General features: G+C 67.8%; 11 protein-coding genes. 6 read left to right on the forward strand and 5 right to left on the reverse strand.

Annotation, left to right across the window (positions count from 1 at the left end; all coding sequences use genetic code 11):
• The first annotated feature begins 57 nt into the window (after positions 1-57).
• Together WD430_RS08370 and WD430_RS08375 are read left to right on the forward strand one after the other, a co-directional pair.
• Positions 58-651 (forward strand): DJ-1/PfpI family protein, encoded by a 594-nt coding sequence (locus WD430_RS08370; protein ID WP_339105565.1) that lies wholly within the window; start codon positions 58-60, stop codon positions 649-651.
• A 363-nt stretch (positions 652-1014) separates the two neighbouring features.
• On the forward strand, positions 1015-1665 hold the full coding sequence (locus tag WD430_RS08375) for an HAD family phosphatase (RefSeq protein ID WP_339105566.1): 651 nt from the start codon (positions 1015-1017) through the stop codon (positions 1663-1665).
• A 55-nt stretch (positions 1666-1720) separates the two neighbouring features.
• Here the strand turns inward: WD430_RS08375 and WD430_RS08380 are convergent, their stop codons facing one another.
• Complete coding sequence (locus WD430_RS08380) at positions 1721-2032, reverse strand: bacteriophage holin (protein WP_339105567.1); 312 nt, start codon at positions 2030-2032, stop codon at positions 1721-1723.
• A gap of 87 nt (positions 2033-2119) precedes the next feature.
• On the reverse strand, positions 2120-4483 hold the full coding sequence (locus tag WD430_RS08385; RefSeq protein WP_339105568.1) for a DEAD/DEAH box helicase: 2364 nt from the start codon (positions 4481-4483) through the stop codon (positions 2120-2122).
• 217 nt (positions 4484-4700) lie between these two features.
• Here WD430_RS08385 and WD430_RS08390 point away from each other — a divergent pair, with 217 nt between their 5' ends.
• Positions 4701-5603, forward strand: coding sequence for a hypothetical protein (locus WD430_RS08390; RefSeq protein ID WP_339105569.1), 903 nt, complete (start codon positions 4701-4703; stop codon positions 5601-5603).
• The gene (locus tag WD430_RS08395) at positions 5603-6622 is read left to right on the forward strand and encodes a hypothetical protein (protein ID WP_339105570.1); all 1020 of its coding nucleotides are present in this window, start codon (positions 5603-5605) and stop codon (positions 6620-6622) included. The genes WD430_RS08390 and WD430_RS08395 overlap by 1 nt, the downstream gene beginning before the upstream one ends.
• 84 nt (positions 6623-6706) lie before the next feature.
• Here WD430_RS08395 and WD430_RS08400 read toward each other — a convergent pair whose 3' ends face one another.
• Both WD430_RS08400 and WD430_RS08405 read right to left on the reverse strand, forming a co-directional pair.
• On the reverse strand, positions 6707-7228 hold the full coding sequence (locus WD430_RS08400; protein WP_339105571.1) for a PH domain-containing protein: 522 nt from the start codon (positions 7226-7228) through the stop codon (positions 6707-6709).
• 48 nt (positions 7229-7276) lie between these two features.
• Positions 7277-7966, reverse strand: a complete 690-nt coding sequence (locus WD430_RS08405) for a DUF2071 domain-containing protein (RefSeq protein ID WP_339105572.1) — start codon at positions 7964-7966, stop codon at positions 7277-7279.
• Between the two features lie 118 nt (positions 7967-8084).
• Between WD430_RS08405 and lipA the strand changes: the two genes are divergently transcribed.
• On the forward strand, positions 8085-9047 hold the full coding sequence (gene lipA, locus WD430_RS08410; protein ID WP_339105573.1) for a lipoyl synthase: 963 nt from the start codon (positions 8085-8087) through the stop codon (positions 9045-9047).
• An 81-nt stretch (positions 9048-9128) separates the two neighbouring features.
• Here the strand turns inward: lipA and WD430_RS08415 are convergent, their stop codons facing one another.
• Positions 9129-10694, reverse strand: coding sequence for an HTTM domain-containing protein (locus WD430_RS08415; protein ID WP_339105575.1), 1566 nt, complete (start codon positions 10692-10694; stop codon positions 9129-9131).
• A gap of 408 nt (positions 10695-11102) precedes the next feature.
• On the opposite strand from WD430_RS08415, the gene pdhA reads away from it, so the two are divergent.
• Positions 11103-12230, forward strand: coding sequence for a pyruvate dehydrogenase (acetyl-transferring) E1 component subunit alpha (gene pdhA, locus WD430_RS08420; RefSeq protein ID WP_339105576.1), 1128 nt, complete (start codon positions 11103-11105; stop codon positions 12228-12230).
• Position 12231: the final 1 nt, after the last annotated feature.

Here is a 12231-nt window from a genome sequence, read left to right on the forward strand (position 1 = left end):
CGGTCCCGTGCCCATTCCGGCACAACACGCTTCACTCGCGGCATCGACCGTCACGATATGGCCGAAACTACCGTCGAGATCGTGCTGTTCGATGGCTTCGACGAACTGGACGCGATCGGTCCCTACGAAGTGTTCGAGAACGCCGCCCACGCGGGCGCCGACCTCGAGGTCGCGCTGGTGACGCTCGACGAGACCGATCTCGTCACGGCGAGCCACGGCCTGCGCGTCGAACCGCAGGGCACGCTCGGCCAGCCCGACATCCTCCTCGTCCCCGGCGGCGGGTGGACGTCCGCCAACGAGGGCGTCCGAGCGGTCGTCGAGGACGGCGAACTCCCCGACAAAGTCGACGAGTGCTACACCGAGGGCTCGACGGTCGCCTCGGTCTGTACCGGCGCGATGGTGCTGGCCGAGGCCGACCTGCTCGAGGGCCGGCCCGCCGCGACACATCGGGTCGCGGTCGAGGACCTCGAGGCCCACGCGGCGAACGTGGTCGACGAGCGCGTCGTCGACGACGGCGACGTGCTCACCGCCGGCGGCGTCACCTCGGGCATCGATCTGGCGCTGTGGCTCGTCGAGCGGGAGTTCGGCGCGGACGTCGCGAGCGAGGTCAGCGAGGAGATGGCCTACGAGCGCGGCGAAGTGTTCGGCTAATAGTCGCCGGAATCCGTACCCCGTTTCTCTCGTCTCGAGTAAGTGCACGAGCCTAGAGAGTGTGAGAGTCCTGGGTACGCACGAAGCCCCGAGTGAGTAGAAGCGAGAGCGTTCTGCTATCGTGGCAACGGGGAGTTGCCACGCCCTCCCCAGCCGATTCGCTCGTTCGCTTCGCTCACTCACTCATCCCTCGCGCACTGTCATCGATCGGCCCTCGCTTCGCTCAGGCACGATCGACAGCGCGCGCCACCGCACGCGGAGAGGTCAGTACCAAGAGGACGTACCGTCAATACCGATCGAACCACCGCTCCCGGTTGCTCCTTGCCAAATTGCTATCCGTGACGCCCGGGTAGGCAGGGCCACATGAGTGCAGTCCTCTTCGACATGGACGGCGTCCTCGTCAACAGCGAGGACTACTGGACCGAGTTCCAGGCCGAGGACCTCCTCCCCGCGGCCGTCCCCGACGACGACGTCGACGTCGCCGAAGTGACCGGGATGAACTACCGCGAGACCTACGACTACCTCGAGGCGGAGTACGGAACCGCGATCTCCCGCGAGGAGTTCGAGGAACGCTTCGAGGAGACCGCTCGCGAGATCTATCGCGAGCACGTCGAGGCCCTAGACGGCCTCCACGACCTGCTGGCCGAACTGGACGCCCGCGGGGTCGAGCGCGCGCTCGTCTCCTCCTCCCCGCACGAGTGGATCGACATCGTCCTCGAGCGATTCGACCTCGAGGGCTCGTTCGACCACGTCATCAGCGCCGACGACATCGACGCGGCGGGCAAGCCGGAACCGGACGTCTTCGAGTACGCCGCGAGCGAGGTCGGCGTCCCGGCCGAGGAGTGCGTCGTCGTCGAGGACTCGGAGAACGGCGTCGAGGCCGGCGCGCGGGCCGGCGCGCTGGTCGTGGCGTACCGGATCGACGCCCACGACGACCTCGACCTCTCGCCGGCCGACGAGATCGCGGACTCGGCCGCGGAACTGCGCGAGACGGTCCTCGAGCTGGCCGGCTGATCGTCGCAGAGCGTTACCGAGCGCAGGCACGATTCGACGGCAGTTGGGCAGTCGATCAGTAGCTCCGCCGGAACGCGTTGTAGAGCCAGCCGACCGTGACACCGAAGACGAAGCCGTCGGCGCCGCCCCACGCGACGCCGGCGAGCGCGCCGCCGCGGTCCTCGTCGAACCCTGGATACAGATCGGCGTACAGCGTCCGCCAGCGCTCGGCCATTCCGAACCGGGAGAGGACCCCGACGAGACCGACGCTGGCGGCCATCGCGGTTCCCAGCGCGAAGCCGAGCGCGATCGGATCGAGGTCCGCGCTCTCCGCGTCTATCGCGTCCATCGCCGGTACCGGATCCCGCGGCCGGTTCTGCGATTGCATCGCGACGATATCCCATCGGGTCACTGAAAGTAGCTAGACGCGCGAGTTCCGGCCGTCCGTCCGTCCGCTCCCGTGGGGGTACTCGAGTCACTCGACCGTGACCGTCCGACTCGCTTCGATCGGCACCAGCGGCTCCTCGGGGAAGGCGACGCTGACTGTGTACTCGAGAACGTCTGCGTCGGCGCCGAAGACGCCGACGGGAACGGTGTCCGTATCGCGGAGGTAGCTGTTCGTGCTGGTCATCTCGACTCCGTTGACCGTCACGCGAATGCCGGCCCGCGCCGGTTCGCCGACGTTGCGGACCGTCACCTCGCAGACCTCGTTCTCGCCGGTGGCGATCGTCTCGGGGAACGCCCCCCAGTCGATCTCGAGGGCGGGCAGCGACTGGGCGCCTTCGAAGACGCGCTCGGCGACGCCCTCGGAGAGGCCGGCGTCGACGAGCCCCTCGACGCCGACGTCGACGATGTCACCGGGGGCCGACAGCCCCTCCTTCGAGAGCTTGCTCGCCCGACCCGGTCCGACGCCGTCGATGGCCGTCAGGCCGACCGCGTCCTCGGCGACGCCGTTCTCGATCCGGGCCTCGACGCGCCGGGCGAGGTTCGCGGCGTGGGGGCCCACGAACCGATCCAGGAAGGCCCCGAGCGCTGAGACGAGTCGCGTCGCGTTGCGCCGGATCACCCACGCGTCGCTGGCCAGTTCCGACGGCGTCGAGCCGTCGGCCGCTCCCCGGAGGATCGCCAACACCTTCCGCTGGCCCGCCTCGAGGTCGTCGGTCTCCTGGCCGACCAGCACCGCGTCGATCGCGTCCCGTTCGGACTGCCGGGCCGATACCGAGTCGAACTCCTCGGCGGTCGCGATCGTCTCGAGGATGTCACCGGTCTCGAGGTCGATCGTTCCCTCGTCGACGCGGTCACAGAGGGCCGCGAAGTTCGCGGCCGTCTCGAGTCGCAGGTAGTACTCGGAGGCGAGTTTGCCCCGCGGCGTCGGTTCGATCGAGAGATTCGCGGAGTCGCCGATCTCGACGAAGCCGCGCTCGACGAGGTCCTCGAGGCAGTTCCGAACGCGCTCGCGGAGGTTCGGGAAGTCGTACGCCTCGGGTTTCGACTGGCCGCGGACGTAGTAGAAGGTGGTCTCGAGCCAGTCCATGACCTCCTCGAGATCGGTGATGGTCCCCATCGCGATCTCGGCATTGAGATGGGTCTCCAAGCTCTCGGCGAGGCGGGACTCGATCTCCTTGCCGTCGCGCAGCAGGCGCCGATACTTGTCTGCGTCCGCGCCGTCACAGACCACCCAGCCGTAGCCGACGTCGTCGTACCCCGGCCGTCCGGCGCGGCCGAGCATCTGGAGGACGTCCAGGGGGCTCATGTCGACCTCCCCCTCGAGCGGATCGTGGTACTTCGTGTCCCGGATCACGACGCAGCGAGCGGGCAGGTTGACGCCCCAGGCCAGCGTCGACGTCGAGAAGAGGAGTTCGACGTGGCCCTCCTTGAACCACTCCTCGACGAGGTCGCGGTCGTTCTTCGAGAGGCCGGCGTGGTGGAAGGCGACGCCGTCCAGCACCGACTTGCGGAGCGTTGCGTCGTCGAGTTCCTTCGCGTCGGTATGAAAGTCGTAGTCGCCGCGGGCGCCCATCGGGATATCGCGTTCGGCGATCTCGTCTCTGGCCTTCTTGGCCGCCTGGACGGTGTCCTGGCGGGAGGAGACGAAGACGAGCGCCTGGCCGTCTTCCCGCAGATGCGGTTCGGCCAGATCGAGGGCGCGATAGAGGCGGCGGTACTTGTCCGCGAAGGCGTTGTCGCCGTGCGTGTAGGTCTTGACGCCCGATTGGAGATCGACGGGCCGGTACTCGTCGCCGAACTCGAAGGTGGTCTCCTCGGGGGCGTCGAGCCACGCCGCCACGTCGTCGACGTTGGGCATCGTCGCCGAGAGCGCGACGACGCGGGGATCGCAGAGGCGCCGGAGGCGGGAGATCGTCACCTCGAGCACCGAGCCCCGCCGATCGGCGTCGAGCAGGTGGACCTCGTCGATGACGCAGACGTCGATGTCGGTGACGAAGTCGTATCGTCGCGAGTCGTGTTTCCGCGTCGCCGAGTCGAGCTTCTCGGGGGTCATCACGAGGATGTCCGCGCGCCGCGCGCGCCGCGGGTTCAGGTCCCGCTCGCCCGTGACGACGTACACCGAGTAGTCGAGGTCCTCGAAGCGGTCCCAGTCGTCCTCCTTCTCGTTCGTCAGCGCCCGCAGCGGCGCGATAAAGAGCGCGGTGCCGCCGTCGGCCAGCGCCTTGCAGATCGCCAGCTCCGCCAGCGCGGTCTTGCCCGAGGCCGTCGGCGCGCTCGCGACCACGTTGTCCTCGGACTCGAGCAGCCCTGGCAGTGCCTCGCGTTGCATTCGGTTGAACTCCTCGAAGGCGAAGGCGTCGGCGAATTCGGGGAGAACCTCGGCGACCTCCATCACCCTCAAACGGGGAGCGCCGGGTCAAAGGCGTTTCCTTCGAGGCCGCCGCCGCTACCGACTCGCGAGCACGCCGCCGAGGACTGCCCCAACGGTGGCGAAGACGAGGGGATAGAGAACGCCGCCGAGGACATCGCGGCGCCTGCTCGAACGCTCGAGGAGCGCCGACGGTCTCGGAAAGTGATTAATATGACGATGATGTTCGCCTTCTCGTTACATGTCCGAAAACGAGAAGCCACGGCGGACGTCGCGCCGCGGCGTGCTGTCGGCGGTCGCGGGAACCGGCGTCGCAGCTGCGTTCGGGACGGTCGCGTCGAACCGCGCGACTGGTGACTCGAGTATCGGCGACGCGATAGACGAACTCTCGCTCGGCACCTTCGAGTCGACGCTCGACGGGTGGGATGTCGACGGTTCGCTCGCGCTGTCTCGAGTCTCCCGACGGGACCGGCCGGTCGCCGTCACCGAGGGCGAGTACGCCCTCGAGGTCGCCGCCGACGGCGAGTCGGCGCCGACGATCTCGCGGCCCGTCACCGATCTCGACCTCTCGACGCATCCGTACTTCGTCGCCGACGTCACACCGGGCCGGGTCGACGGGACCGACGCGCCGATCGCCTTCCGATTCCGACTCTATCGCCCGTCGGACCTCCTCGAGGACGGGCTGACGGGGGAACCGGCCGCCGAGTCCGAGCCGGTGACGGTCCCGCAGGCGACGCCGGGTCGCGTCTACTGGGATGCGAGCGACATCGATCTCGGTATCCTCGACGCGGTTTCCCGGCTCGAGATCGGCTGGTACCCGGCCGACAGCGGTTCTGGTTCGTCCGATTCGGCGGATGAAACGTTCGCGTATCGGGGCGACGTCGTCGTCGACGACATCCGCGCGACCGACTCGGTCGACCCCGTGGGGCGGGCCCGCCTCGCGGCGACGATGCGGGACCTCCAGTTCGAGCACGGCGCCTACGTCCGGACCGAGGTTCTCGAGGAGTTCGAGGCTGGGGAGGCCGGCGCGTTCTACTTCGGCGATGGCGAGACCGAGCCGTACCGGTTCGAGACTCTCTCCGCGGATCGGTTCCTGCTCACGATCGCGGACGCCGAGATCGCGTTCGGCGGGGGGTGGTCCTGATGGCCGACCGCGCCGCGTCGGCGACGACGATCACGCTGCTGCCCGGCCACAGCGAGAACAGCTCGGAGGGCGGCGATCCCTTGAACAGCGCGATGCCCGACTACGACGGGAAGAGCCTCGACGCGTGGTTCGTCGCCGACGCCGTCACCGACCTCCCCGACGACCTCGAGACGGTCCGGGAGATGCGAAAGCACCTCCCGGAGTACGACGAGGGACTCCGGCAGTACCGCCTCGCGAACGAGATCGAACTCTCCTTCGCCACGCCCGACGGTCGGAGCGTCGTGGACTCGAGCGTCGCCCTCGAGACGAACGCGGACGAGCGGCCGTCGTACGTCGGCGTCGAGGGTGAACCGGGCGAGGGGAACGTCGTCAGGGACATCATCGAGCGCGACGACCTCGACTGGTTCGACGGGAAGGACAAGCTCCCCGCCGACGTGTCGAACAAGCGGTTCGAGAGCGACGCCGTCCGCGAGGCGGTCGACGGCGTCGAGGGCGTCCGCGCCGCCGTCGTCTTCGGCGGCACCGACACGTACATCGAGATCATGCGCGAGAAGTTCTACGAGCTCGGGCCGGTCGAGTTCCTCGAGACGACGGGGATGGACGTCGAGGCGGTGCCCGCGTTTATCGTCCAGCCGCCGACGATGTACACGTTCCTCGAGCTCGCGGTGATGGCCGACGGGACGACGCTCGCTCGGACCTGGGACGCGAGCCCGTATCCCAAACACTACCTCTACGTCGACGAGCGAAAGCGCGACGAGACCGAGTTCGAGGAAGGCAGTCGGCTCTCGGGCGGAGAGTGGCGGCGAAACGAGAACGCCAACGAGCGGTTCGGCCAGTGGGCGATGGAGGAGCAGGACCTCCGATCGCCGTTCTCGCCGCACACGCGAGCGGGCTACGAATGGTCCGTCGACGGCGCCGCCGCGGCCGGACTCGCTCCGGTGATGAGCCACGGCGAGGACGGCGACGAACTGACGGCGTCGGCGGTCGCGTCCGCCCTGCCGCCGCTGTTCCCGTGGTAGGCGGTCGCACAGTCGCGCCGATACCGATCGTGAGGGAGTACCGATGCGTGAGGAATGATGGAGTCGATTCGGTCTCGACCGCGGTCAGACGGCCGTCCCCTCGCTCGAGACCGCCGTCTCCTCGAGCTGGTCGCTCAGCAGCCGCGAGGCGAGTTCGGGTTCGGGGACGCGTTCGAAGACGAGTTCCGGTTCGCCGGAGCCGGCGGTGTAGACGGTCAGGTCGCCGTAGCCGAGCGCGCGTCCGACGACGCTCTGGCTGAGGCTGGTGTTCTGGACGCGCTCGAGGCGGAACTGGGTGACGTCCCGCGAGACGACGCCGTGCTTCTTGTAGAGCTCCGAGGTCGTGATCACGTAGCGCGTGTTCGTCCAGACGAGGTAGCGCGCGCCCGCCAGGGCCGTTCCGGCGACGGCGACGAGGACGCCGACGATCGTCAGGAAGCCGATGCCGTCACTCGCCGTCCAGCCGGCCATCACGAGGCCGACGATCGCGACCGCGACGCCGATCGGGAGCCGCGACCCCATCGAGACGGGGTGGGGACGACTCTCCCAGACGATGTCGTCCTCGTCGCTGATGTGAAACCAGTCGGGCGTCGTGCTGAACGCCATTGTCGACGGTATTCCGTTCGCTCCCGTAAAGGTATGGATACGCTTCGGTCACACGGACTCGCTGCGCGCCGCTCGCACGTCCAGCCCGGGACTGTAGTAGTACACCGGCTCCGTCTCGGGGATCTCGAACCCGTTCGCCCGCAGTAGCGTGTTCGTCTCGACGTCGGCGGTCGCGGGATAGAGCGTCCACGGCTCGTGATCGACTCGCGTCTGGCGGATCGTCCCGTCCGGCGCCTCGGTGTAGAACCGGTACCGCTCCACGAGGAACCGCGCCAGCGGATCGTCGGGCGCCGAGATCGGGTCTCCCGTCGGCCGATAGGTGGCCTCGTACGCGGCCGGACGCGCGCCGGGATGCTTGCGCCGACTCGAGAACCGAATTCGACCGTCCCGGGACTCGAGGGCGATCCGCGCGTAGTAGTAGGGGAGGTGGTGGAACAGCCGCGCCCCGAGCACGCTCGCGATCCCCTGAGCGTCGAGACTGAAGAAGTAGACGGCCGGCTCGCCGTCCCGGCGGACGTACGTTCGCAGGTTGATCTCGGGCAGCCGGATCCCCAGCCGCTTCGGACAGCCCTGTGGCCGAACGGCGACATTGGTGAACGGAATCACGGAGAGCCAGCCGCGGCCGTCGTGTTCGTCGACGGTGAGGCCCCTCGGGAGGTGGGCCTCGAGCAGCGACGGTTCGACCGGCCAGTTCTCGAAGAGCAGGTGGCGCCAACCCATCCGCAAGGGAACGACCATGGTTCTACAACCGACGGCTCCCAAGTAATCCTTCCGTTGACGTGTTCGCCGGCGCGTTCGGGTCGGTCCGGTGGCTCGAGGGACACCGTTTTTCACGGCTCGCCGCTAGAGACCGGGTATGAGCAGCGCACGCAAGCCCGATTGGCTCAAGATGCGGCCGCCGTCGGGTCGGGAGTTCACCGACATTCGGGAGACGCTGCGCGAGCGAGACCTCCACACGGTCTGCGAGGAGGCCAACTGCCCGAATCTGGGCGAGTGCTGGTCCGGCGGCGCCGGAACGGGCGACGGGGAGGGCGGAACGGCCACCTTCATGCTGATGGGCGATCGCTGCTCTCGAGCCTGTAACTTCTGTGACGTCGAGACGGGCGGGATGGAGGCCCTCGACCCCGACGAGCCGGAAAACGTCGCCGAGGCGGTCGCCGAGATCGGGCTGGACTACGTGGTCCTGACCTCGGTCGACCGCGACGACCTGCCCGATCAAGGAGCCGGTCACTTCGCGGAGACGATCCGCGAGATCAAGGAGCGCCATCCGGGCATCCTGGTCGAGGTGCTGATTCCCGACTTCCAGGGCGAGGAGCGTCTCGTCCGGAAGATCATCGACGCCGATCCGGACGTGATCGCCCACAACGTCGAGACCGTCGAGCGCCTCCAGTTCCCCGTCCGGGACCGCCGGGCGGGCTACGAGCAGAGCCTGAGCGTCCTCGAGCAGGTCGACCGCGAGTCCGATATCTACACGAAAACGTCGATCATGCTCGGCCACGGCGAGTACGACCACGAGGTCTACCAGACGCTGGCCGACTGCCGCGAGCGCGGGGTCGACGTCGTCACGCTCGGGCAGTACCTCCGGCCCTCGATGGATCACCTCGAGGTGCGCCGCTACGACCACCCGGACAAGTACGAGACGTGGCGACGCGTCGCCGAAGAGGAACTGGGATTCCTCTACTGCGCCAGCGGCCCGATGGTGCGCTCGTCGTACAAGGCCGGCGAACTGTTCGTCGACGCCGTGTTGCGGGAGGGCAAGACCGTCGAGGAGGCGCGAGCGGACGCGCGACGCGATGGGCAGACGCCGGCGGCCGAGTGATTCGGTTCCCGCCAGGTACGCGGCCCTGGCCGTGGGATGTCCTGTCAGTCGGACTGGCCGACGTGACGGTCGGAGGTGAGATCACTCGTTCTGGACGAACTCGCCCGAGCAGTCGTACTCGAGCAGTTCGTACCTGGCGACGTCAGGTTCGTCGTCGGACGGTCGGGCTTTGTCGGTCAGTCCGTAGAGGGTGAGCGACTCGAGTTCGGTCTCGTGGGTTCGGCTCCAGCGGTCACACAGGTAGTTCGCGTAGTACGAGCGGTGGTTCTCGTTGCCGGCGTACCGCATGTTTATGACGTACTTTCGATCCCGCGAGGTCTCGTAGGTGTCCGCGGCGTTCGGCGGCCGATCCCAGTCGACGGCCGTCCCGTCGCGGGCGTCGACCGTCGTCCCGTCCGCCAGCTCGCCGGGGACCACGAGCCACTTGGCCGTCGACGTCGGTTCCGGAGCGAACATGCGCCAGCTCTGCTCGGCCTCGACCGTGTCGAGCACCTGTTCACCGGGATCCGGAACCTCGGTGTAATCGACCGCCTCGGCGTTCGAGAGCACGACCAGCACGAGAACGAGCCAGGGCAGCACCGTCCCGAACGCGACGCGACTCCGCGCTCTGAGACTCGAGAGCGACGGGGCGGCGCCAGCGACCGCGACGGGAAGCGTCGGCACCGGCAGGGTCGGAACGAGGCGCTGGAGTCCGGCAAGTCCCCGTCGGCAGTCGTCCGCGACGCCGATTCGGGCCGCGAGCGCGGTCGCGCCGTCCCAGACGACGGGTGGGTAGAAGACGAGCAGCCCCGCGACGACGATCAGCGGGAACAGATCGATGCGAAGCGTGACGAGCATGCCCAGATGCATCCCGACGAACAGCGTGGCGAACACTGCGCGGCGGTAGCCAGTCAGCAACACGAGCAGCGGGGAGAGCAGGATGAGCGCCATCCAGACGTGCGTGAACGCGCGCAACAGTTCGAACTGGTCCGCGAGGACGTTGCCGAGCAGGATCGTGAGGTGGTCGGCCTGGAAGATGTGGACGAGCGCCTCGCCGTCCGTCCACACGTCGCTTCTCGTCTTGTGGACGGCGTTGGTCACGTACATGAGCAGAATCTGCAACAGCAGCGCCATCGTCGCGACGGAGGCCACGGTCGAGCGCTCCCGGTCGATCCGGCGCGCGTCGATCGACCACCGCTCGCCCAGCGGCAGGAACGTCCCCCAGAAACAGAGCATCCGCAACAGCACGTCGCCGCCGTTGAGGACCATCGGATTGCGGGCGTGAAGCGAGAGCAACAGGAGCCACGAGACGACCGTCGCGGTCCGCGTCCGATAGCCGACCGTCACGGCGAGCGCGAACGCGCCCGCGACGAGGAACAGCAGCGCCTGCACCCACGCCTCCCCGGAGAGCGCGTGCAGGGTGTAGACCGGCGAGTAGTCGGCGAACAGCGCCTCTCGAGGGAGCACGCCGTCGTCCGTGTAGAACGTCACGAGCTGGCGCGACCGGAGCAGGAGGTCGGCGAGGAGCAGCGCGCCGAGGGCGATCCGAAACGCGGCGAGCGCTCGCAGATCGATCTCGAGGCGTCGCTGGAGGCCCAGCGAGAATCGATCCAGCCCGTTCGAGAGCCGCTCTCGGACGGCGTTCGGTGGAGGGGTGCGTTGAGCCATCGGTTCGTAGTGAGTCGTCTGTTCGAATCACGTGTCGCCTGTGATAAGTTTTGTGAACGTTGAAACGTCGGTTTCACCGCTGTCGACGACCCTTTCGGACGGGAGTCGTCGCCGCCCTCTCGAGCGAGAATTCTCGAGGATCGTCCGCGCTGAACTCATCGGTCCGTCGTGGTCGCTCCGTTCACCGATTCCGCGTCGCCGGAAGCGATCGGTGGGTGACTCGGCTGCGCCTCGTTGCCGTGCGCGACCCGGTCTCGCAACTCGCTGCCCGTCAGCGACCAGAACTGTACAGTCGTGTCCAGTTATCGGCGGCGTGCCGGGCAAGAATCTCACTATTAATAAACTATTTTGGGAAACTCCTTTACCCTGAGCGATAGTTCACTAGGGTATGTACAGGTGGGTCTTCCCGTGAGTACGATACAGCGCGACCCCCGAGAACGAGTACAGGTGCTCGACGAGGACGGCCGAGTCCTCGAGGGCGCCGACGTCCCCGATCTCTCGGCCGACGAGCTCGTCGAGATGTACGAGCAGATGCGGCTGGTTCGTCACTTCGACGAACGGGCGGTGAGCCTCCAGCGGCAGGGGCGAATGGGGACGTATCCGCCGCTGTCGGGCCAGGAGGGGTCCCAGATCGGCAGCGCCCACGCGCTGGCCGAGGACGACTGGGTCTTCCCCAGCTACCGCGAACACGGCGTCGGCCTCGTTCGCGGGCTGAGCCTCGAGCGAACCCTGCTCTACTGGATGGGCCACGAGCGGGGCAACTACATCCCGGAGGACGTCAACATGTTCTCCGTCGCGGTCCCCATCGCGACCCAGATCCCCCACGCGACCGGCGCGGCGTGGGCCTCGAAGCTCAAAGGCGAGGAGAAGGCCTTCATGTGTTACTTCGGCGACGGCGCCACCTCGGAGGGCGACTTCCACGAGGGGCTGAACTTCGCCGGGGTCTTCGACACCCCCAACGTCTTTTTCTGTAACAACAACCAGTGGGCCATCTCGGTGCCCCGCGAGCGCCAGACGGCCAGCGCCACCTTAGCACAGAAGGCCGAGGCCTACGGCTTCGAGGGCGTGCAGGTCGACGGCATGGATCCGCTGGCGGTCTACAAGGTCACGAACGAGGCCGTCCAGAAGGCCACGGATCCCGACTCGGTCGAGGACGACTCCCCCGGCGACGCGACGCGGCCGACGCTGATCGAGGCGGTCCAGTACCGCTTCGGCGCCCACACCACCGCGGACGACCCCTCGGTCTACCGCGACGAGGACGAGGTCGAACGCTGGAAGGCGAAGGATCCGATCCCGCGACTCGAGTCGTACCTGCGCCGCGAGGGAATCCTCGACGACGAGCAGGTCGACGCGATCGAGGAGCGGATCCGCGAGGACGTGGCCGACGCGATCGAGACCGCCGAATCGATCGAACGGCCCGATCCCGAGGAGATCTTCGCCCACGTCTACGAGGGGATGCCCCGGCGCTTACAGCGGCAACTCGAGTACTTCGAATCGATTCGCGAACGCCACGGCGACGACGCGCTTCTGGAGTGAT

The sequence above is a fragment of the Haloterrigena sp. KLK7 genome (assembly GCF_037914945.1).
In the GTDB taxonomy this organism is placed as follows: domain Archaea; phylum Halobacteriota; class Halobacteria; order Halobacteriales; family Natrialbaceae; genus Haloterrigena; species Haloterrigena salinisoli.